This is a genomic window from Nocardioides sp. GY 10113 (genome assembly GCF_004919105.1).
Taxonomy (GTDB): domain Bacteria; phylum Actinomycetota; class Actinomycetes; order Propionibacteriales; family Nocardioidaceae; genus Nocardioides.
The window spans coordinates 1-21837 of sequence record NZ_STGK01000028.1 but is presented as its reverse complement, the minus strand read 5'-3'; the positions used below and the strand labels follow the sequence as shown (position 1 = coordinate 21837).

The following is a 21837-nucleotide window of genomic DNA, read 5'->3' as shown; positions in this document are numbered from 1 at the left end:
TGGCGATCACACCCGCCCAGCGGCATCGGTTCGTCGCACTGCTGAGCCTCGGCGCCGACGACGCCGACCTGCCGTCGGACCCCGAGTTCCGCGCCGCGCTCATCGGGTACGTCGAGTGGGGCAGTCGCCTGGCGATGCACAACTCCCGGCCGGGAGCGACCGACCTCGTCGAGCATGCGCCCGTGCCCCGCTGGGGGTGGGGCGTCGCTCCGCCGTACGACGGCTGATCACGCCCTCCGGGACGGGACGGGGCCGGGCCACGCCCCCCGAGGTCACCCGACCCGGCGCATGCTGGAGCCATGACGCGCGCGGTCGAGGTGAGGGTGACGGGCGAGGTGCAGGGCGTCTCCTTCCGGGCGTACGCCGCCCGGGAGGCGCTCCGGCTCGGACTGGTCGGGTGGGTACGCAACGAGTACGACGGCTCGGTCCTCGCCCATCTCGAGGGCCCCGCGGACGCCGTCGAGCGGATGCTGGTCTGGTGCCGGCACGGCTCCCCCGCCGCCCGCGTGCACGGGATCGACGTGCGCGATGTCGCGGCGACCGGCGCTTCCGACTTCCGCGTCGCCTACTGACCCAACAACTACTGACCCAGGCACTACTGACCCGGTTCTACCCACCCAGCCCGTAGACCCGCCGTGCGTTCCCCGCGCCGATCATCCCGGCAAGGCGCAGTGCGTCGTCCGCGGTCAGCGCGTCCTCGGCCAGCCACCCCTCCAGCACGGTGCCGAGCGCCTGCCGGAGGAGCGCCGCCCCCAGGTGGTGCAGCTCGGCCAGCCCGAACCCGTCGGTGCCGTGCAGCACCGACCCGAACGGCGCCAGCTCCAGCGTCTCGGCCAGCACGGCCGCCCCGCGTACGCCGACGTGGTTGACCGCCAGGCTGAGGTCGAGCACGACCTGCGGGAAGGCGTGCGCGAGGTAGGCCGCCTGCCGGTGGTAGGGGTAGCAGTGCAGCAGCACGATCGGCCCGGCCTCCGGAGGCAGCGCCCGCAGGAGCGGCGTGAGCAGTGACGGGTCGGCCCGGTGCAGGGTCAGGTCCGGGTCGCCGAACCCGGTGTGCACCTGCAAGGGGAGCCCGAGCGACAGGGCCGTGTGGACGGCATGCGCGATCAGCACGGGGTCGTCGAGCCGGAACCGCGCCCGCTCCCCACCGTGCACGACGGCGGCGGCGAGCCACCGGTCGGCCGCCCGCCGCACCTCGGCCGCACCCGGCGCCGTGGCCGGCAGGTCCAGCCCGACCCGGTACGCAGCGACCGTCTTGAAGCCGACCGAGCCGGCGGCGCGCGACCCCAGCTCCTCGACGACCGCGGCTCCGAGCCGCGCGGCGTCCACACCCCGCGCGGCGACCTCCTCGACCACGGCCTCGACCCTGGTCACCTCGTGCACCCGCGCCCCGGCCAGCTCGCCGAACCGCGCCGCAGAGCAGAGGCCGGGAGCCGACAGCCCGGTGTCGACGAGCAGGTCGACCGCGCCGCAGGCCGCCAGCAGCCGCCGGGACGCCTCCACCGACCCCAGCTCGTCGCGACGGACCAGGTAGTCGTCAATCGGAGCATGCGGAACCAGCCCGAGCGCGGGCGCGCACCAGCGGCGCACGGCCAGCCCGGCCGCCGAGTCGAACGCGCTGGTACCCGCCGGCCCGCCCTCGTGCGCCTCCGTGAGCAGCAGCTCGAACGCCGGCCGGTCCAGCGGGTCGAGCACGACGGGATGGCAATGCTGATCCACCAGCGGCAGCCCGGCCAGCTCGTCGGCGAGGGGCATCGACCGATCCCGGGCCTCAGTAGCGCCAGCGGGTCGCGGCCACGACCTGCTCGGGGCTCCGATCGGCGAAGAGCGCGGCCTCGGCACGGCGTACCGCGGTGAAGGCGTCGTAGAGGTACTCGCCCAGGGCGCCGGGGAGCACCTCGTCGGCCTCGAGCCGGGAGAGCGCCGACTCGACCGTCTCGGGAAGCCGCTCCACGCCGAGCCGCGCCAGCTCAGCCGGATCGAGCGCGGCCGGGTCCCCGGCGACCTCTTCCGGCAGGGTCGACCCCCGGTCGAGCGCGGCCAGCCCGGCGGTGAGCACCGCACCCACGGCCAGGTAGGGGTTGGCGCTGGCGTCGAGGCACTTCACCTCCGCGTTGGCCGTCTCGCCGGTCTCGCCCTCCGACCCGGTGACGAGGCGGAGCGCGGCCTCACGGTTCTCCCGTCCCCAGCACCGGTAGGCGCCGGCCCAGGTGGAGGGCACCAGGCGCAGGTGGCTGGGCACGCTCGGCGCCAGGATCGCGACCAGCGCGGGCAGCGACTCCAGCACGCCGGCGAGGAACGACTCACCCGCGGCGGTGAGCCCGTAGCGCCCGGGGCCCCCCGCGAACAGGTTGGCGCCGTCGCGACGCAGCGAGAGGTGCAGGTGCTGGCCGTTGCCGACCGTCCCGGCGACCACGGTCGGGGCGAACGTCGCCTCCATCCCGTGCCGCCGGGAGACGGCGCGGACGGTCTCCCGGACGAGCAGCACCTGGTCCGCCGCGGCGACGGGCGCCAGCGGCGCCGCGGAGAGCTCGAACTGACCGGGCGAGTACTCCGGGTGCAGCTGCAGCACCTCGACCGACTCCGCGGCCAGCGCGGTCAGCAGGTCGCGGCAGTACTCGTCGAGCTCCACCATCCGGGTCATCCCGTACGCCGGCCCGCGGCACGCCGCGGCGAAGCCGCCGGACTCCTCGGTCCCGACGACCCACTCGATCTCGAAGCCCATCCGGACCTCCACTCCGGCCGCCTCGGCCCGCGCGGCCGCGCGGTGCGCGAAGGCGCGCTGGCAGCCGGGGTGCTCGGCCCCGTCCTGGGCGTACCGGTCGACCGGCGCCCACGCCCAGCCCGGCTGCCCGGCCAGCCGCACCAGCCGATCGAGGTCGGGGTAGAGCCGCAGGTCCCCCGCCGGCCCGCCGACCGAGCGCCCCGCGGTGATGCTGTCGTCGACGCAGAAGACGTCGAAGACCGGCGACATCCCGACACCCCAGGCCGCGGCGTGCGGCAAGCGAGCCACCGGTACGGCCTTCACCCGGGTGACACCGGCGTTGTCGACGTAGCTGAGCGCCACGCCGTCGACACCGTCCTCCACGAGGGCGACCGCTGCCGCGTGCCCCCTGCGCCTCTGGTCCTCGCGCCACTCAGCGTCCACCGGTGCCTCCTGGTCTCCCACCGTAGGCCGAGTTCGCCGCGAGGGCACCTGCTCGCCGACCTCCGCGCGAGGTGCCCGGCGCCCTCAGCGCACCACGAGCAGCTGGTACATCCCGTTCGCGTAGTGGTTGCGCAGGTTGCAGACCAGCTCGTAGCGACCGGCCGGCAGGTCGAGTGTCATCCAGCCGACCCTCCCGGACTCGATGCCGTCGCCCTCGCCGCCGGCGCATGAGGCCGATGCCTCGCCCAGGCTCCCGGTCTCGTCCACGCGGCCGCGGGCGTCCGCGACACGCTCACCGACGCGCTGCCCGGCAGGGAGCGGCAGGACGACCAGCTCATGGGTGCGTCCGCCCCTGTTCACCGCCAAGAAGCTCGTCTCGCCGGCGGCCACCGTGGCCGGGACGGCTCGCAGGAGCATCCGCCGGCCCGTCGGGGCGGAGCCGCCCATCATCCAGCCCATCGCTCCGGCGCCGCGGCCGTCGACCAGCATCACGTGCACGACCTGACCGGGCAGCGAGGACGGCAGGTCGCAGTCGAGCGGGGCCATCGGGAAGCCGCCCCGGGTCGAGCCCATCATGCCCAGCCCCGGCACCGTCGCCGACGAGGGGTCCGCGCCCATCATCGATCCCGGCGTCGTGGCGGCGTCGCACGCCGCCAGCAGCGTCCCGACCAGGACGCCCACCGCGACCAGGATCGGCAGCCGCCGGCCGCGCCTCCCGTCCATGCCTCCACGACAGCATCGGCTCCGGCGCCACGACAGTGCCCCAGGACCCCGGCCGACGGGACCAAGCACCCGGGCGCCCGGGTCGCCGCGTCGAAGGGCCGGGGCCCCTGAGCCCCGCTCGCGGGGGCCGTTGGACCCTGCGCCCGGGCCGGCGCAGGCCGCAGAATCAGTGACGAGGAGGCCACCATGACGCCCGCACGAGCACGCCGACTGGTCGTCGCCGGCGCGGCGCTCGTGGCCACCGAGGCGGCGCTCATCGGCCTTGGTCGCACCTTCGGCAGCACCTGCGCCGAGCGGGCGGCGACGCTGCCCGGGGACGAGGTCGTCGGGCGGCCGACGATGCAGACCGACCACGCCGTCACCATCGCGGCCACCCCACGGGAGGTCTGGCCCTGGCTCGTGCAGATGGGCTGGGGGCGCGGCGGCTGGTACACGGCCCGCTGGGTCGACCGTGCGTTCTTCCCGCGCAACGGCCCGAGCGCCGATCGGATCGTTCCGGAGCTCCAGTCGATCACGCTCGGCGACTTCATCCCCGATGGCGCCCCCGAGACCGGGTGCGGCTTCCACGTCGTGGGACTCGACCCGGAACGCCACCTCGTGCTCCGGTCGACCAGCCACCTCCCCCGCGCCGCGCGCGAGCGCGCTGACCTGGACTGGACCTGGACGTTCCGGCTGACCCCGCTCCCCGGCGGCCGTACCCGCCTGCATCTGCGCTCTCGCTGGACGACTCGCCCGTGGTGGGTCTCCGCCACGGCGCTTCTCGTGATCGTCCCCGCCGACCTCGTGATGGCCCGGGACATGCTCGCGGGGATCCGCGCGCGAGCGGCGCGACGCGCGGTCCCGACATCGTGACGGCGCCAGTACGCGTCGCGCGGCTGGTCTCCGGCGGCCAGACCGGTGTGGATCGCGCGGCGCTGGACGCGGCGCTGGCCGCCGACGTCCGGTACGGCGGATGGTGCCCGGCCGGCGGCTGGGCGGAGGACCGGCCGGATCCGCCAGGGCTGCTCGCCGACTACCCGGGCCTGCGCGAGACACCGTCGGCGGACCCGGCCGACCGGACCCGCCGCAACGTCCGCGACAGTGACGCGGTGCTCGTGGTGCGCGACCCCGGGGTGCCCTCGCCCGGCACGGACCTGACGATTGCGACGGCGCGGCAGCTGGGACGGCCCTGCCTGGCGGTTGCCGGTGGACGGGAGGACCTCGACTCGGTGCGCCGGTGGCTGGCGAGGGTCGAGGGCGAGCGCGGTGCGCCACCCGCCCTCGCCGTGGCCGGACCACGGGAGAGCGAGCAGCGCGGCGCCTACGCGGCGGCTCGGCGGCTGCTGGACGCGTTGCTCGCCCCGGCCGGGCTCAGCCCTTGACGTAGGAGAGCTTCTCGCTGACCAGCCCGTCGCGGAACCGCAGCACGTCGGTGCCGCGGACGTGGCCGGGATCCGAGCCGGCCCAGGCGTAGCGCCAGCGGACCACCCCCCGGTCGCCGGCCACGAACGACTCCTCCTCGGTGAAGGTCATCCCCGGTGTCCCCATCACCTCCGCCCAGGCCGCACGGACCGCCTCGCGGCCCTCCCACCGCTGCCCGTCCGGCGCCGGGGAGGTGGCCTCGAAGACGATGTCGTCGGTGACCAGCGCCAGCGCGGTCTCCAGGTCGGCGGCGCCGAAGGCCGCGTTGAACCGGATCAGCGTCGCGTGCGCGGGTCCCCAGTCGGCGTCCCGCCCGAACCGGGCCAGCAGGTCGCGCTGGGGGTCGCCGGAGAGCGCCCGGCGGTCGGTGACCGCCCCGGCGCCGCGGTACAGCTCCTCGCGGGCGGCGAACCAGTCGGCGATCCCCCGCACGACCTGGGGGTCCAGACGACGGTCCTGCCCCGTGGCCGCGGCCAGGTCCCAGCCGTGGATGAGGTGGTCGGCGGCCAACTGGGCGGCGTACTCCTCCTTCGGCGTCTCGCCGAACGACAGGTGCACCGTGCCGCCGCGCGCCAGCCCCTCGGCGACGGCCGTCACCGCGGCGCGCGCAGCATCCAGCGCCGCCTGGATCGGGTCGGCTCCCAGGAGGTCCCCGGAGAACCGGTCCCCGACCTCCTCGATCGTCGCACCGCCCATCAGCGGCACCGCCCACAGGTTCTCGGCGGTCACGTGGTTGGCCAGGTCGCGCACCGTCCACGCCGCGCAGGGCGTGGGACGGTCCCACTGGTCGTCAGTCACTGCGTTGATCCGGTCGGCGAAGTACTCGACCGACCGGTGGTGGAGCGTTCCCACGTCCATCTGCTGTCCCCTTCCGATGTGGTCGGGTCCGGCGCGCGGACTGGTTCCGCCCCCGCGGGGAGCGAACGGGCCCACCCCCATCGTCACCCCGCGGGACCGCCGAGGACACCCCCGAGGACACGCCGAGGGCCATCGGTTCGGGCCGGCGGTGCCAGCCCGGAGGGGTCAGCCGACGGTCGCCGGGTCCGCCCACGCGGCGTCGAGACCGGTGACCTCCAGCACCCGCTGCACGCGCGCGGAGCGCGCGGAGACGGTCAACGATCGCCCGCGGGAACGGGCCACCCGGTCCAGCTCCACGAGCGCGCCGATGCCGAGGGAGTCGAGGAACTCCACGCCGGCCATGTCCAGCACCAGCGCCCGGTCCGCGCCCAGGGCGTCGGTACCCGCGCTGACCAGCTCGCCCCTGCTGACCAGGTCGACGGAACCCACCAGCGTCAGCGTGGTGGTCGCGTCGGTGTCGTCGCGGGTGATCGTGAGGTTCATGGTGTTCCTTCCCTATCGGTGGTCGCTGGCGCTCGACGCGCGGTTGGCCCGGAGCCCGGGCCGGCCTCGAGTCGGAACCAGACGGTCTTTCCATTCCCCGAGGCGGACGGAGCCACACCCCAGTTCTGCGCGAGGCGCTGCACGATGCGCAGCCCCCGGCCGTGAGCCGCGTCGGCGGAGGCCGGGCCGGGTGAGACCCGAGGCAGCACGCTGCTGCCGTCGCGGACGCCGACGTCGAGCGCGTCGGGGTGCGCCGTCACGGTCAGCCGCACGTCGGGGGCTCCATGCACGACCGCGTTGCTGACCAGCTCGGAGGCGAGCAGCTCCGCGTCATCCACCACCGGTCCCGGCAGGTGGCTGCCCGCCTGCCGCACCACCGCCCGTGCCCGTGACACGGCGGACGGCAGGAACGGCAGGTCGACCACCACCGCGGGTCCGACCACCTCATCGCGCTGCACGAGCCCCACAGCCCACACCACACCTTCCGTTGCACTTGCCCGGCGCTCCCGTACGCCGCCGCGGGTGTCTTCTACCCCGAACCCACCGGGGTCTACACGTCGAATCACCGCCGGTTTCGCGGTGGCCCCCAGCGGCGCGCGGGACGGGCCGCCGGCTGACAACCTCGACCGTTCCATGTGTATCGTCCGCGCCGGGGGGAAGGCTCGCCTGCGCGGTCGCGCGGACGCGGCCGATCAGGCTCGAGGTGCGTGGCGCCTCGCGGCGAGTGAAACGGAGCGAGCAGGGGTGCTGTCGGACAACGCGACCGATGTCGGCGAGCGCGCCGACAGGGTCGACGCCAGGGTGGAGTCCTCGCCGCGCAGTCCCGGCCCCGAGCCGGAGCCCGTCGTGCTGCTGGTGGAGGACGACCCCGGCGACGCGCTGCTCGTCGAGGAGCTGGTCGCCGACTCGCGTCCCGGCATGGACCTGCGCTGGGTGCGCTCCATGGCCGACGCGGTGGCCTGGCTGCAGACCGAGCGCGCGGACTGTGTGCTGCTCGACCTGCACCTGCCGGACGCCCACGGCCTCGATGCCCTGGCTGCGCTCCGGGAGCGGGCCGACGACGTGGCGGTGGTCGTCCTCACCGGTCTGGCCGGGGAGGCGACCGGCCTGGCCGCCGTCGCCGCCGGCGCCCAGGACTACCTGGTCAAGGGCGGCGTCGACGCGGAGTGGCTGGGCCGCGCGGTGCGCTACGCCGTGCAGCGCAAGCAGACCGAGCAGGCGGCGGTGGCCCTGCAGGCCAGCCACCTGCAGGCACGCGAGAACGCCCGCCTGGAGCGGGGGCTGCTGCCCACCCCGATGCTGCGACAGTCCGGCGGTCTCGAGGTGGTCAACCGGTACCACCCCGGCCGCGCCCAGGCGCTGCTCGGCGGCGACTTCTACGACGTCGTGCAGGCGCCGGACGGATCCGCCGAGGTGCTGATCGGCGACGTCTCGGGTCACGGGCCCGACGAGGCCGCGCTCGGAGTCGCGCTCCGCATCGCCTGGCGCACGCTGGTCCTCAGCGGCGTCGAGGGCAGCGAGCGGCTGCGACGGCTGGACCAGCTGCTCGACGCCGAGCGCCCCCAGGAGCACATCTTCGCGACCCTGACCTCGCTGTCGCTGGCGGCCGACCGCCGTCGCGTCGAGGTGATGCGCGCCGGACACCCCGGGATGATGGTCCGCACCGGCAACCGCGTCGAGTGGCTGGAGGTGCCCGGCGGACCGGCGCTGGGCATCCTGCCGGACGCCGAGTGGCCGCGCCACGAGCTGCTGCTGCCCGAGGGCGACTGGGGACTGGTGCTCTTCACCGACGGCCTGTTCGAGGGCCGCACCGACACCCACGGGGCGCGGTTGGGCGAGGAGGGCCTGCTCGCCGAGGCCCAGCGGCTCGGCGCCGCGGCGCCGGACGTCTTCGTCGACACGTTGATCGGGCGCGCCCAGGACCTGGCCGAGGAGTTCGGCGGGATCGACGACGACGTGGCCGTGGTCCACGTCCGCTGGCAGGAGAACGCATGACCGCCCCCGAGGCCGCCCAGCCCGCCCGAGCCACCGGCATCAGCCGGATCACCGTGCAGGGGTGGTTCTACCTCGTGCTGGCCGTGATGCTCGTCATCGTCGGCGTTGGCGTCGTGGTCGGCGCGGAGCAGCTGGACCGCACCGTCGCCGCCTCGAACCGCCTGAACCAGCGGATCGAGCCCGCCCGCGTCGAGGCCTACCGGCTGCACACGGCGCTGCTCGACCAGGAGACCGGGGAGCGGGGGTACGCGCTGACCGGGGATCCCGACTTCCTGGCGCCGTACACCGACGGGCTGCAGGAGCAGCAGCTGGCGACCGCCAACCTCCGGCGCCTGCTGTCGGACGAGGACGACCTGATCGCCGGTCTCGACCAGATCGAGGCGGCTGCCGAGCGCTGGCGGCGCGACTTCGCCGACCCGACCATCGCCGCGGTGACCCCGGGCGAGCCGAAGCGACTCGACCGCGCGGCCGCGAACGAGGCCAAGGTCGCCTTCGACGAGATCCGCGCCCTGTTCGAGGTGCAGGACGCCGAGCTCCTCGCGGCGCGCACCCAGAGCCAGTCCGACCTGGTCGACGCCCGAGCCCATCGCAACTGGGTCCTCGGCAGCATGATCCTCGCCTTCTTCGCCGCCGGCATCCTGATGACGATCCTGGTGCTGGCCCTGGTGACGCGTCCGCTGTCCAGGCTGCGCGCCTCGTCGCGGCGCGTCGCCGAGGGCGACTTCGCCCACTCGATCACGCCGTCCGGCCCGGAGGACATCCGCGCGGTGGGGCGCGACGTGGAGCAGATGCGCCGACGTATCGTCCGCGACCTCGAGGCCTCGCGGGAGCAGGAGCGCCTGCTGGCCGAGCAGGCCGCCGGCCTCGACGCCCAGGCCGACGAGCTGCGCCGCTCCAACGTCGAGCTCGAGCAGTTCGCCTACGTCGCCTCCCACGACCTGCAGGAGCCGCTGCGCAAGGTCGCGTCGTTCTGCCAGCTGCTCGAGAAGCGGTACGGCGGGCAGCTGGACGAGCGCGGCCAGCAGTACATCGACTTCGCGGTCGACGGCGCCAAGCGGATGCAGGTGCTGATCACCGACCTGCTGGCCTTCTCCCGGGTCGGTCGCCTCAACGACATCAGCACACCCTTCGACCTCGACGAGTCCCTCGACGGCGCCGTGGCCAACCTGGCCTCCGCGATCGAGGACTCCGGCGCCCGCGTCGAGCGCCCCGACGACCTCCCGGTGATCCTCGGCGACCCGACCCTGTTCACCATGGTCTGGCAGAACCTGATCAGCAACGCGATCAAGTTCCGCTCCCCCGACCGCCCGCCGACGGTGACGGTCACCTGCCAGCCGGACCCGAACGGGGACGGCGAGGACTCCTGGCTGATCACCGTGACCGACAACGGGATCGGCATCCCGGCCGAGTTCACCGAGAAGGTGTTCGTCATCTTCCAACGGCTGCACAGCCGCGACGCCTACGCGGGGACCGGCATCGGCCTCGCGCTGTGCCGCAAGATCGTCGAGTACCACGGCGGCCGGATCTGGATCGACACCGCCCACGAGGGCGGCACCCGCATCTGCTTCACCCTGTCAGCCGCGGCCGCCGCCCTCCGGGCGGACGTACTGGCCGCGACCACCGTCCCGGAAGGACAACCCGCATGAGCACGACCGCCAACCCGATCGAGGTGCTCCTGGTCGAGGACGACGCCGGCGACGAGCTGATGACCCGGGAGGCGTTCGAGGACAACAAGATCGCCAACACCCTGCACGTGGTGCGCGACGGCGAGGAGGCGCTGGACTTCCTCTACCGCCGCGGCGACCACACGTCGGCGCCCCGGCCGGACCTGATCCTGCTCGACCTCAACCTGCCCAAGTACGACGGGCGCGAGGTGCTGCAGGTGATCAAGTCCGACGCCGGCCTCTCCACGATCCCGGTGGTCGTGCTCACCACCTCCTCGGCCGAGGAGGACATCCTGCGCAGCTACAAGCTGCACGCCAACGCCTACGTGACCAAGCCGGTGGACCTCGACCAGTTCATCGCGGCGGTGCGACAGATCGACGAGTTCTTCGTGAGCGTGGTGCGCCTGCCCGGCCGCGCCTGAGCTCGGCCGGCTCGCCGCGGTCGACGCCCGCGCCCTCGCCGGCCGGGATCCGCCGAAGGGCCCGCGGGCCCCGGCCGGAGGGCCGTGGCGCAACGGCACCGGTCGGACGAGGCTCGATGATGTGAAGACCCCTGCGCTCGTCCTCGACTTCGACCGGATCGGCATGGGCGACGTCGCGCTGGTGGGCGGCAAGAACGCCTCCCTCGGCGAGATGTACCAGCACCTCGCCGACGCCGGCGTCCGCGTGCCCGGGGGCTTCGCGATCACCGCAGCGGCCTACCGGCACGTGCTGGACGAGGCGAAGGCCTGGACCGACCTGGAGGCGACGTTCGAGGGCCTGGACCCCGAGGACGTCGCCGACCTCTCCCACCGCGCCGCCCGCGCCCGGCAGATCGTGTACGACGCCGGGCTGCCCGAGGATCTCCGCGCGCAGGTGCTGGCGGCGTACCGAAGCCTGCGGGAGCGCTACGGAGAGGACGTCCGCCTCGCGGTGCGCAGCAGCGCCACCGCCGAGGACCTGCCCGACGCGAGCTTCGCGGGGCAGCACGACACGTACCTCGACGTCGCGGGCGAGGCGGGGCTGCTGGACGCGGTCCGGCGCTGCTTCGCCAGCCTCTTCACCGACCGGGGCATCCACTACCGGCACCGCCACGGCTACGACCAGCTCGCGGTCGCCCTCTCCGTGGGCGTGATGCGGATGGTCCGCTCGGACCTGGCCAGCAGCGGCGTGATGTTCACGATCGACACCGAGTCCGGACTGCCCGACGTCGTCTTCACCACCGCCTCCTGGGGCCTGGGCGAGAACGTGGTGCAGGGCGCCGTCGACCCCGACGAGTTCTACGTGCACAAGCCGACGTACGAGCAGGGCTTCCGCGCCGTGCTGCGCAGGCGCCTGGGCGAGAAGGCGATCCGGATGGTGGCCGCGGGCCGGTCCGGGACCCGCAACGAGCAGACGCCGGACGAGGACCGCCAGCGGTTCTGCATCTCCGACGAGGAGGTGCTGGAGCTGGCCGGTGCGGCGATCGCGATCGAGCGGCGCTACGGCCAGCCGATGGACATCGAGTGGGCCAAGGACGGGCTGGACGGCCGGATCTACGTCGTGCAGGCCCGGCCGGAGACCGCCACCTCGCGGGTCACCACCCTGCAGCGGTTCCACGTCGGCGAGCACGGCCGGACGCTCGTCGAGGGTCGGGCGGTCGGCGACCGGGTGGCCGTCGGCCGGGTCCGGGTGGTCCGCGACGCCCAGCACCTCGCCGAGTTCCGACCGGGCGAGGTGCTGGTCTCGGCCACCACCACCCCGGACTGGGAGCCGGTGATGAAGACGGCCGCCGCGGTGGTCACCGACCGGGGCGGGCGAACCTGCCACGCCGCCATCGTCGCCCGCGAGCTCGGGCTGCCGGCCGTGGTCGGCACCGACGCCGGCACGACGGCACTGGTCGACGGCGCCGAGGTGACCGTCTCCTGCGCCGAGGGCGAGACGGGCCGCGTCTACGCCGGCGCCGCCGCGATCGAGGTCGAGGAGATCGAGCTGACCGACCTGCCCCGGCCCCGGACCAGGCTGATGGTCAACCTGGGCAACCCGGACCTCGCGTTCCGGACCGCGATGCTGCCCAGCGACGGCGTCGGCCTGGCCCGGATGGAGTTCATCATCAACGAGGCGATCAAGGTGCACCCGCTCGCGCTGCTGCACCCCGAGCGGGTCGAGGACGTCGGCGAGCGGCTGCGGATCCAGGCCATGCTCGACCAGTACGACGACGGGGCGGCGTACTTCGTGCAGCGACTGGCGGAGGGCATCGGCACCATCGCCGCGGCGTTCCACCCGCGGCCGGTGGTCGTGCGGATGTCCGACTTCAAGACGAACGAGTACGCCAACCTGGTCGGCGGTCGTTGGTTCGAGCCGGCCGAGGAGAACCCGATGCTCGGCTTCCGCGGCGCCTCGCGGTACGCCCACCAGGCCTACGCCGAGGGCTTCGAGCTGGAGTGCCGGGCGATGCGCCGGGTGCGCGAGGAGATGGGTCTGACCAACGTCATCCTGATGCTCCCGTTCGTCCGCCGCCTGGCGGAGGCGGACCTGGTCCTGGCCCGGATGGCCGAGCTGGGCCTCGAGCGCGGCAAGGACGGGCTGCAGGTCTACGCGATGTGCGAGATCCCGAACAACGTGCTGCTGGTCGACGAGTTCGCCGAGCGCTTCGACGGGCTCTCCATCGGATCCAACGACCTGACCCAGCTGACCCTGGGCGTGGACCGCGACAGCGCCACGGTCGCCTTCGACTACGACGAGCGAGACCCGGGCGTGAAGAAGATGATCCGGCTCGCCGTCGAGGGCTGCCGGCGCAACGGCATCCACTCCGGGCTGTGCGGCCAGGCGCCGTCGGACTACCCGGACATGGCCGAGTTCCTGGTCGACCTCGGCATCGACTCGATGAGCCTCAACCCCGACAGCCTGGTCCGCACCACGCAGACGGTGCTGGCGGCCGAGGAGCGGCTGAAGGGCTGACCGTCGTCAGCGCGGCAGCGTCGGGTAGCGCTCCGCCACCCAGTCCGCGATCCGCGCGGCGAGGCCGGCGAGGGTGTCCGCGGCCACCGACGAGCCGTCCCACGCCACCACCAGCCGGATGCTCAGTCGTCGGTCCCCGAGGTCGACCGCCAGCGGGACCAGGTCGAAGCGTGGGTCGTCGGAGACCACGGCGACGCCGCGACCCGACGCGGCCAGCGCCTGCGCGATGGTGCCGTTGGCGGCCTCCACCAGCGTCGAGTACGACGTGCCGGCCGCCGCGACCGCCCGCTCGAGCGCCTCGCGCGAGGTGAAGCTCGCCGGCAGCCCGATCAGCGGACGCTCGAGCAGCTCCGCCAGGCGGACGCTCCCCCGCTCGCTCCAGGGGTCCGAGCGCGGCACGTAGGCCCACACCGGGAACGTCGCCAGCGCGCGGGCGACCAGCGGGGCCTGCGGGCGCTGCATGCCGATCGCGAGGTCGGCGCCGGCCCGCAGCATCGCCTCCACCGTCGGACCGTCCGCGACCCGGACGTCGACCACCGGATCCTCCGGCGACATCGTCGCGACGAACGGCGAGACGATGTCGGTCAGGGTCGCGGTCGGGGCCGCGATGGTCAGCCGCTCCACCCGGCCGCGCGCATGCAGGTGCGCGGCACGTTCGAGGGCGTCCGCGGCTGCCAGCAGCTCGCGCGCGACGGGCAGCAGCGCGAGTCCGGTACGGCTCAGCGCCAGTCGTCCCGGCGCCCGGTCGAAGAGGGCGACGCCGAGGTCCTGCTCGAGCTGGCGCAGCTGCCGCGACAGCGCCGGCTGGGCGACGTGGACCTGAGCCGCGGCGGCGCTGACGCTGCCCGTCTCGGCGGTGGCCACGAAGTACTCCACGTGCCGCAGCTGCACGGCATTCCCCTCCACTCGGTCCGAGCCCGGTCCACCGGGCGACCCACGACGACCGCCATGCCTCACAGGCATGGCCGTCGTACCGATTCTGTCTTGGACAGCATAGGCCGACGGGCGGACACTTGCTCCTATGAGCACCGCCCTCGATCAGCCCACCACCGTCCAGCAGCGTCGGATCGTCAACGAGATCCCCGGCCCGCGTTCCCGCGAGCTGATGGCGCGCAAGCAAGGCGCCGTCGCCGCCGGCGTGGGCACCACCATGCCGGTCTTCGCGGTCGCCGCCGAGGGCGGCATCGTCGTCGACGTCGACGGCAACCACCTCATCGACCTGGGCTCGGGCATCGCCGTGACCACGGTCGGCGCCAGCGCGCCCCGCGTCGTGGCGGCCGTGCAGGAGCAGGTGGCCGCGTTCACCCACACCTGCTTCATGGTGACCCCCTACGAGGGCTACGTCGGCGTGGCAGAGGCGCTCAACCGCCTCACCCCCGGCGACCACGCCAAGCGCACCGCGCTGTTCAACTCCGGCGCCGAGGCCGTCGAGAACGCGGTCAAGATCGCCCGCTCCTACACCGGCCGCCAGTCCGTCGTGGTCTTCGACCACGCCTACCACGGCCGCACCAACCTGACGATGGCGATGACCGCCAAGTCGATGCCCTACAAGCACGGCTTCGGCCCGTTCGCCTCCGAGGTCTACCGCGCCCCGCTGTCCTACCCCTTCCGTGACTCCGGTGTCGACGGCGCGGCCGCCGCGGCCCGCGCGATCGACGTGATCGAGAAGCAGGTCGGCGCCACCAACCTGGCCGCCGTCGTGATCGAGCCGATCCAGGGCGAGGGCGGGTTCATCGAGCCGGCCGAGGGCTTCCTCCCGGCGCTGGCGGCCTGGTGCCGCGAGAACGGCGTGGTCTTCGTCGCCGACGAGGTGCAGACCGGCTTCGCGCGCACCGGCGACATGTTCGCCTGCGACCGCGAGGGCGTCGTCCCCGACCTGATCGTCACCGCCAAGGGCATCGCCGGCGGCCTGCCGCTCTCCGCGGTGACCGGCCGCGCCGAGATCATGGACGCCCCGCACGCCGGCGGCCTCGGCGGCACCTACGGCGGCAACCCGCTGGCCTGCGCCGCCGCGCTGGCCGCGATCGAGACCATCGAGGCCGATGGCCTGGTCGCCCGCGCCCGCGAGATCGAGGACCTGATGCTGGGTCGACTGCGCGCCCTCCAGGCCGCCGACGCCCGGGTCGGCGACGTCCGTGGCCGCGGCGCCATGATCGCCGTCGAGCTGGTGAAGGCGGGCACGTCCGAGCCCGACGCAGCGCTGACCAACGCGGTCGCCGCCGCTGGCCGCGCCCAGGGCCTGATCGTGCTCACCTGCGGCACCTACGGCAACGTGCTCCGCTTCCTGCCGCCGCTGACGATCACCGACGAGCTCCTCACCGAGGCCCTCGACATCCTCGACGAGATCTTCGCGAGCACCCGGTGACGGCCCTGGCACAGCCCGCGGACACCGCCCGCGGGCCGCTGGACGACGCCCACGACCAGCTCGCCGACGCCTGCCGCGTCCTCGGGTACGACGAGGGCACGATGAAGATGCTGGCCGCGCCGCGCCGCGAGGTCACCGTCTCGATCCCGCTGCGCCGCGACAACGGCACCGTCGAGGTGCTCACCGGCCACCGTGTGCAGCACAACCTCTCCCGCGGCCCGGCGAAGGGTGGACTCCGGTTCAGCCCCCACGTCGACCTCGACGAGGTCCGCGCTCTCGCGATGTGGATGTCGTGGAAGTGCGCCCTGATGGACCTGCCCTACGGCGGTGCCAAGGGCGGCGTGACCATCGACCCGAGCAAGTACTCCGAGGCCGAGCTCGAGCGCGTCACGCGTCGCTACACCTCCGAGATCCTTCCGGTGATCGGCCCCAACCGCGACATCCCGGCGCCCGACATCGGCACCGACGAGCGGACCATGGCCTGGATGATGGACACCGTCTCGGTGGCCAGCGGCTACACCGTGCTCGGCACCGTGACCGGCAAGCCGGTCAGCCTCGGCGGCTCGCTGGGCCGGGCGTCCGCGACCTCGCTGGGCGTCGCGCAGATCGCGTTCGCCGCGCTGCAGCACCTGGGGCTGGCCACGCACGAGACGTCCGCCGCCGTCCAGGGCTTCGGCAAGGTCGGCCGCGGCGCGGCCCGCTTCCTGGCCGACGCCGGGGTGCGCGTGCTCGCCGTGAGCGACCAGTTCGGCGGCCTGTGGAGCCCGACCGGGCTCGACATCAAGGCCCTGGAGGAGCACGTCGACGCGACCGGCTCCGTGGTCGGCTTCGCCGGTGGCGAGCCGATCGACAACAGCGCGCTGCTGACGCTGGAGGTCGACCTGCTGGTGCCGGCCGCCGTCGAGGGCGTGCTGCACGAGGGCAACGCCAGCGACGTGAAGGCGCGCCTGATCGTCGAGGGCGCCAACGGTCCCACCACCACCGCGGCGGACACGATCCTCGCCGAGCGCGGCGTGCTCGTGGTCCCCGACATCCTGGCCAACGCCGGCGGTGTGGTCGTCTCCTACTTCGAGTGGGTGCAGGCCAACCAGGCGTACTGGTGGAGCGAGGCCGAGGTCGAGGCCCGGCTCGCCGACCGGATGACCAGCGCCTGGCACCAGGTGCTCACCGAGGCGGAGTCGCGCGACCTGTCGCTGCGCGCCGCCGCCACCTGCCTCGCGGTGCGCCGCGTCGCCGAGGCCCACCGACTGAGAGGGCTCTACCCGTGACCGACTCCCCCACCCCGACCGCCATGTTCGACGTGCTCGACCCCGCCTCGCTCGAGGTCATCGCCCAGGTCCCCGACCACGGCGTGGACGAGGCCCGCGCCGCGGTCGACCGCGCCAGCGCGGCGTTCGCCGAGTGGTCCCGGACCACCGCGCGGCACCGCTCCGACGTGCTCCGCCGTGCGCACGAGTACATGCTGCGCGACAAGGACGAGCTGGCGGCGCTGATCGCCCGCGAGAACGGCAAGTCGCTGACCGACGCCGCCGGCGAGGTCGTCTACGCCGCCGAGTTCTTCCGCTGGTTCTCCGAGGAGGCCGTCCGGCCCGGCGGCGAGTACGGCGAGGCGCCGGCCGGCGGCGCACGGACCCTGGTCTCGCACCGCCCGGTGGGCGTGGCCGCCCTGGTCACCCCGTGGAACTTCCCGGCCGCGATGGCGACGCGGAAGATCGGCCCCGCCCTGGCCGCCGGCTGCACCGTGGTGCTCAAGCCGGCGGCGGAGACCCCGCTGACCGCGCTCGCCGTCGCCCGCATCCTGACCGAGGCGGGCGTCCCCGACGGCGTGGTCGAGGTGGTCACCACCACCGACGCCCGCGGCGTGGTCACGACCTGGCTCGAGGACGACCGCGTCCGCAAGGTCTCGTTCACCGGGTCCACCGGCGTCGGCCGCGCGCTGCTGCACCAGGCCGCCGACCGGGTCCTCAACGCCTCGATGGAGCTGGGCGGCAACGCCCCGGTCGTGATCACCGAGGACGCCGACCTGGACCAGGCCGTCGCGGGCACGATGATCGCCAAGTTCCGGGGCGGCGGGCAGGCCTGCACCGCGGCCAACCGGATCTACGTCCACCAGTCGGTCGCCTTCGACTTCGTGGCCAAGTTCGGCGCCGAGGTCGAGAAGCTGGTCGTCGGCCCCGCCGCCGACGGCTCGGCCATCGGCCCGCTGATCAACGCCGCCGCCGTCGAGCGGATCTCCCGCGTGGTGGAGCAGGCGGTCGCCGAGGGCGCCCGGATCTCGCACCAGGCCGCGCTCCCCGACGCCGAGGGCTACTTCTTCCCGCCCACGGTGCTCGCGAACGTCGCTCCGGACGCCAGCATCCTGAAGGACGAGATCTTCGGCCCGGTGGCCCCGGTCGTGGTGTGGACCGACGAGGAGGAGCTGGTCGAGCTGGTCAACGACACCGAGTACGGGCTGGCGGCGTACGTCTTCGCCGGCGAGCTCGGCCGCGCGATCCGCCTCAGCGAGCGCATCGACGCCGGCATGATCGGTGTCAACCGCGGCCTCGTCTCCGACCCGTCGGCGCCGTTCGGCGGAGTCAAGCAGAGCGGTCTGGGCCGCGAGGGCGCCCGCGAGGGTCTGCGCGAGTTCCAGGAGACGCAGTACCTCAGCGTCGACTGGGCGTAACGCCCAGCGGCCACAGTGCGCAGCGCCGGACCTCCCGCTCGGGAGGTCCGGCGCTCGCGCTTTTCCCTGGACCGCGGGCTAGACCGCAGAGCGAGTTTTCGAGTTGCCATGTCACCGATGAAGTCGCAGGAAGGACCACCATTTTCCCGACCCCGGCCGGCGGCCGGCGCACCCGGCGTGGTAGACGCCCTCCACCCGCGTACGTACACTCGGCGTTCACTGGCCCGATGCACTGTGGATGACCCACGCGATGGCGACGACACGGCGCACCGGGCCGGCGCACTGACCGACACCACACCTGTGCACGGGCGGGGCTTGGAGCCCCGGAAAGAGCCTCCAACGGCGTGGGCCGCCTGCAGGTGACGATGCCGGGTCGCGGGCTGACAACTCCGCTGGACCCTCCCGGCAACACTGGAAGGGACTCCTCCAGCATGCGCTCCACCCCCTCAGTCCTGGCCGGCCTGCTCGGTCTGGGACTTCTCGGATCCGTTCTCGTGGCGGGGGGCGGTGTCGGCGCGCCACCGCCCTCGGCCGGACAGGCCGCCGCGGTCGAGACCATCGAGCCGGCCGCCGCGACCTGTCGCAAGGCGCCGAGGTGGAAGGCGCGCAAGGAGACCAGGTACGGCATCAGCCTGGGCAGCAACGGCGGCGGCTCGATGAAGCAGGACCTCGACCTCGAGGAGGCCCGGTTCGGCACCCGGGTCCCCGTCGTGCGGACGTGGGACGACACGCTGCCGACCCGGACGCCCTGGTCGGAGAAGAAGCGCTGGTACCAGAGGCGCTGGGTGGTCACCTCCATCCGCGTCACACCACAGGCCGTGCTCAGCGGCGACTACGACGGCAGGCTGCGCCAGTACTTCCGCACCGCGCCCCGCAAGAAGGGGCCGATCTTCTGGAACTACTGGCACGAGCCCGAGGACGAGATCCGCGCGGGGCAGTTCACCGCCGGCCAGTACCGGCGCGCGTGGCGCCACGTCGCACGGATCGCCGCGTCGTTCTGCCGACCCAACCTCTACCCGACCCTGGTCCTGATGGGGTGGACCGCCAATCCCGCCGCAACCCCGCAGTGGCACGAAGTGAATCCGGGCCGCAAGTGGGTCTCGGTGTACGCCTGGGATCCCTACAACGGAGCGCTGGGCGAGGCCCAGCAGTACCTCGCGCCGCGCGTGCTCTACAACCCCGTCGTCAAGGCGTCCCGATCGGTCAACCGACCGTGGGCGATCGCCGAGACCGGCTCCGTGCGCGTGCCCGGGGACTTCGACGGCTCGGGCCGAGCGCAGTGGCTGGGGCGGGTGCAGAAGTACGCGGAGAGAAAGAACGCCGTCTTCGTGACCTACTACCAGTCCACGCGCAACGGTGACTTCGAGCTCCGCGTGAACCCGGAGCTCGACGTGTGGCGGAAGGCAATGCAATGACGACCCATGCTCCCGTACCGCGCCACCGTGGCAGGCGCGGACTCTCGGCCGTGATCGCGGTACTCCTCGGCGTCGCGACGGTCGCCGCCGGCGCCGTGGCGCTCGGCGGGTCGCTGGACCCTGCCGGCGCGAACACGTCGGTCCGCGACGAGCGCCTCTCGGACCTAACCGGCATCGCCCGCAGCACCTACGACCGCGACCTGGTGTGGGCGGTCGGCGGACCCTCCGCGGGAGCAGCCGTGTACGCGATCGCACCCAACGGCACCACCGCCGCCCGGGTCGCGCTCGGCGGCGCCACCAACGACGGGTGGCAGGACGTCGCCGCCGGCCCCGACAACACGCTCTGGGTGCTCGGCCCCGGCCGTTCGTCGGGTGGGTCGACCCTGATGTCGGTCTACCGGATCTCCGAGCCCTCCTCGACCAGCCAGACCTGGACCGCGGCCACCGAGTACCGGCTCAGCATCCCCGGCACCGGCAGCCGCGGCGCGTCGCTCCTGGTGAGCCCGTGGTCGGGCCGCCTGCTCATCGCCACCGAGGAGGCCGGCGGCGGCACGCTCTACGGCGCCTCGCCGACGCTGGCCGAGAGCGGCACGAACTCGCTGAGCCGGGTGCGCGACATCCCCGCGAACGTCACCGGCGCCGCCTTCGCGCCCGGTGGGCACCCGATGGTCCTGGTCACCGCCGACCGTGCCTACCTGGACAACGGCCGGTACGCCCAGAACACCACGCAGGCGCTGCCCGCAGGAACCGACGTCACCGGCGTCAGCATCGACCGCTCCGGGCGGACGCTCCTGGTCGCCGACGCCTCCGGCCCCGAGATCCTGACGCTGCCGCTCGAGTCGGCGCCGGCCACCGCCGGCCCCACCAGCGCCACCACCAGCGCCCCGACCGCGCCGGCCCGGACGACGAGCCCGACGACCACGACCACGACCACGACTCCGCCGCAGCGCACGGTCGCCCCGACCACGACGTCGTCCAGCCCGACCAGTCGAGCGACGACCACGACGTCGTCCGCGGGGGTCGCGCGGACGCCCTCCGGGACGATGGCGCTCTCGATGTACAACGGCTCCTTCGCCTACGACACCTTCCGGTCGCTGTTCGGCTCCTACCCGGCCGTGGAGACGACCTACCTCAACGCCGACCAGGTCACGACGCCGAACATCCGGCAGCACCAGGCGCAGATCGACCGGGGCGTCAGCCCGGTGATCACCCTCGGCTACAAGAACGGCCCGTTCACCCGAGCCCAGATCGCCGCCTGGGGCTCGAACGTGCAGAGCTACTACCGCACGTTCGTGGCGGGCCTGAAGACGCTGAGCGACTACGCGGCTGCCGCCAACAACGGCACGCGCGTCTACTTCGCCGACGAGCACGAGGCGCAGGTGAAGATCAACCAGGACAAGTACTCGTTCTCCGGCTACGGCTCCAGCCAGGTCCCCACCACCGCTGCCTCCGCCGCGGCGTGGAACCAGGTGATGGGCTACGTCCGCAGCGCGGCACCCAACGTGATCCGCACGTACTGGTACGGCGGCTCGGGGGCCAACGAGGACACGTTCGCCAGCCTCCTGACGCCGTCGCTGATCCAGATGGCGACCTTCGACCCGTACCGCTGGAAGCACAACAGCCCCAGCGACACCCCGCAGCGGCTGTGGGCCTCGAAGATCTCCTCGCTGAAGTCGAAGTCCTGGATGCGCAACAGCGACGGCTCGCTCAAGCCGTGGGGCCTGACCGAGTGGGGCACCGACGTGTCGATGGGTGACACGTCGAACGCCACCTTCGTCACCCAGGCCGTCGACTACCTGCGGTCCGAGGGCGCCTCCTTCGCCGTCTACTTCAACCGGACGGACGGCAACAACTCGACGAACAAGTTCACCATCACCGACGGGAAGTCGCCGCGCACCCTCGCGGCCTTCCGGACGGCCGTCTCGGGCGGGTAGCCGCCGGCTCGCGATACCGCCGTGGTCCCGCCGCGTGGGGGCGGGACCACGGCGGTGTCGTCTCCCCGCGCCAGAGCCCCGAGCGCCAGTGCCTGACCGGAGTCCTGGCTACCGCCCGCTGACCCCGCTCGCGAAGAGCGCTTGGACCTGGGCCGCTGTCAGCGCCCGGTTCCACACCGCCGGCTCGTCGATGCTGCCGTCGAGGTAGTCGCTGGCGGGCCACTTGAGGTTGTAGAAGTTGATGCCGAAGACCGCCTGCATGTCGGT

The 21837-nt window shown here is 73.4% G+C and carries 19 protein-coding genes and 1 pseudogene; 13 read left to right on the top strand and 7 right to left on the bottom strand.

Translation table 11 applies throughout. The features are described 5' to 3' along the window. Window positions 1-227: pseudogene (locus E8D34_RS20525) on the top strand (oxidoreductase); the annotation flags it as partial. Window positions 228-299: 72 nt separating this feature from the next. Then, the gene (locus E8D34_RS20520; protein WP_136596371.1) at window positions 300-572 is read left to right on the top strand and encodes an acylphosphatase; all 273 of its coding nucleotides are present in this window, start codon (window positions 300-302) and stop codon (window positions 570-572) included. A gap of 37 nt (window positions 573-609) precedes the next feature. Here the strand turns inward: E8D34_RS20520 and E8D34_RS20515 are convergent, their stop codons facing one another. From E8D34_RS20515 to E8D34_RS20505, 3 genes are all read right to left on the bottom strand, one after another. Next, on the bottom strand, window positions 610-1755 hold the full coding sequence (locus E8D34_RS20515; protein ID WP_136596370.1) for an amidohydrolase family protein: 1146 nt from the start codon (window positions 1753-1755) through the stop codon (window positions 610-612). A gap of 16 nt (window positions 1756-1771) precedes the next feature. Continuing rightward, window positions 1772-3148, bottom strand: a complete 1377-nt coding sequence (locus E8D34_RS20510; RefSeq protein WP_136596369.1) for a glutamine synthetase family protein — start codon at window positions 3146-3148, stop codon at window positions 1772-1774. Between the two features lie 84 nt (window positions 3149-3232). Continuing rightward, complete coding sequence (locus tag E8D34_RS20505; protein WP_206056822.1) at window positions 3233-3871, bottom strand: hypothetical protein; 639 nt, start codon at window positions 3869-3871, stop codon at window positions 3233-3235. Window positions 3872-4057: 186 nt separating this feature from the next. On the opposite strand from E8D34_RS20505, the gene E8D34_RS20500 reads away from it, so the two are divergent. Then, a complete protein-coding gene (locus E8D34_RS20500) occupies window positions 4058-4723 on the top strand; it encodes an SRPBCC family protein (protein ID WP_136596368.1) in 666 nt (221 codons plus the stop codon). Then, on the top strand, window positions 4720-5232 hold the full coding sequence (locus tag E8D34_RS20495; RefSeq protein WP_206056821.1) for a putative molybdenum carrier protein: 513 nt from the start codon (window positions 4720-4722) through the stop codon (window positions 5230-5232). The genes E8D34_RS20500 and E8D34_RS20495 overlap by 4 nt, the downstream gene beginning before the upstream one ends. Here E8D34_RS20495 and E8D34_RS20490 read toward each other — a convergent pair. The 3 genes from E8D34_RS20490 to E8D34_RS20480 form a co-directional block, all read right to left on the bottom strand. After that, window positions 5222-6130 carry a TIGR03086 family metal-binding protein gene (locus E8D34_RS20490; protein ID WP_136596367.1) on the bottom strand — a complete coding sequence of 303 codons (909 nt, stop codon included), beginning with the start codon at window positions 6128-6130 and terminating at the stop codon, window positions 5222-5224. The two genes, E8D34_RS20495 and E8D34_RS20490, sit on opposite strands and share 11 nt — an antisense overlap. Before the next feature lie 165 nt (window positions 6131-6295). Next, window positions 6296-6613, bottom strand: coding sequence for an STAS domain-containing protein (locus E8D34_RS20485; protein ID WP_136596366.1), 318 nt, complete (start codon window positions 6611-6613; stop codon window positions 6296-6298). Continuing rightward, window positions 6610-7041: an ATP-binding protein gene (locus E8D34_RS20480; protein WP_240771487.1), complete on the bottom strand. Its 432-nt coding sequence runs from the start codon at window positions 7039-7041 to the stop codon at window positions 6610-6612. Before E8D34_RS20480 ends, E8D34_RS20485 begins: the two co-directional genes overlap by 4 nt. 316 nt (window positions 7042-7357) lie before the next feature. Here E8D34_RS20480 and E8D34_RS20475 point away from each other — a divergent pair, with 316 nt between their 5' ends. The 4 genes from E8D34_RS20475 to ppsA all read left to right on the top strand — a co-directional run bounded on the left by E8D34_RS20475 (window position 7358) and on the right by ppsA (window position 13191). Next, on the top strand, window positions 7358-8608 hold the full coding sequence (locus E8D34_RS20475; protein WP_240771486.1) for a fused response regulator/phosphatase: 1251 nt from the start codon (window positions 7358-7360) through the stop codon (window positions 8606-8608). After that, on the top strand, window positions 8605-10254 hold the full coding sequence (locus E8D34_RS20470; RefSeq protein ID WP_136596363.1) for a sensor histidine kinase: 1650 nt from the start codon (window positions 8605-8607) through the stop codon (window positions 10252-10254). The genes E8D34_RS20475 and E8D34_RS20470 overlap by 4 nt, the downstream gene beginning before the upstream one ends. After that, window positions 10251-10694: a response regulator gene (locus E8D34_RS20465; RefSeq protein ID WP_136596362.1), complete on the top strand. Its 444-nt coding sequence runs from the start codon at window positions 10251-10253 to the stop codon at window positions 10692-10694. Before E8D34_RS20470 ends, E8D34_RS20465 begins: the two co-directional genes overlap by 4 nt. 121 nt (window positions 10695-10815) lie before the next feature. Further along, window positions 10816-13191 carry a phosphoenolpyruvate synthase gene (ppsA, locus tag E8D34_RS20460; RefSeq protein WP_240771485.1) on the top strand — a complete coding sequence of 792 codons (2376 nt, stop codon included), beginning with the start codon at window positions 10816-10818 and terminating at the stop codon, window positions 13189-13191. A 6-nt stretch (window positions 13192-13197) separates the two neighbouring features. Here the strand turns inward: ppsA and E8D34_RS20455 are convergent, their stop codons facing one another. Beyond that, window positions 13198-14082 carry a LysR family transcriptional regulator gene (locus tag E8D34_RS20455; RefSeq protein WP_136596361.1) on the bottom strand — a complete coding sequence of 295 codons (885 nt, stop codon included), beginning with the start codon at window positions 14080-14082 and terminating at the stop codon, window positions 13198-13200. Between the two features lie 130 nt (window positions 14083-14212). Between E8D34_RS20455 and gabT the strand changes: the two genes are divergently transcribed. From gabT to E8D34_RS20430, 5 genes are all read left to right on the top strand, one after another. Further along, window positions 14213-15556 carry a 4-aminobutyrate--2-oxoglutarate transaminase gene (gene gabT, locus E8D34_RS20450; protein ID WP_136596360.1) on the top strand — a complete coding sequence of 448 codons (1344 nt, stop codon included), beginning with the start codon at window positions 14213-14215 and terminating at the stop codon, window positions 15554-15556. Continuing rightward, on the top strand, window positions 15553-16824 hold the full coding sequence (locus E8D34_RS20445) for a Glu/Leu/Phe/Val dehydrogenase (protein ID WP_206056820.1): 1272 nt from the start codon (window positions 15553-15555) through the stop codon (window positions 16822-16824). The genes gabT and E8D34_RS20445 overlap by 4 nt, the downstream gene beginning before the upstream one ends. A 23-nt stretch (window positions 16825-16847) precedes the next feature. Next, a complete protein-coding gene (locus E8D34_RS20440) occupies window positions 16848-18221 on the top strand; it encodes an NAD-dependent succinate-semialdehyde dehydrogenase (RefSeq protein WP_136596372.1) in 1374 nt (457 codons plus the stop codon). A 431-nt stretch (window positions 18222-18652) separates the two neighbouring features. Continuing rightward, window positions 18653-19636 carry a hypothetical protein gene (locus E8D34_RS20435; RefSeq protein WP_136596359.1) on the top strand — a complete coding sequence of 328 codons (984 nt, stop codon included), beginning with the start codon at window positions 18653-18655 and terminating at the stop codon, window positions 19634-19636. Between the two features lie 50 nt (window positions 19637-19686). Continuing rightward, the gene (locus E8D34_RS20430; protein WP_136596358.1) at window positions 19687-21570 is read left to right on the top strand and encodes a hypothetical protein; all 1884 of its coding nucleotides are present in this window, start codon (window positions 19687-19689) and stop codon (window positions 21568-21570) included. The last annotated feature ends 267 nt before the right edge of the window (window positions 21571-21837 follow it).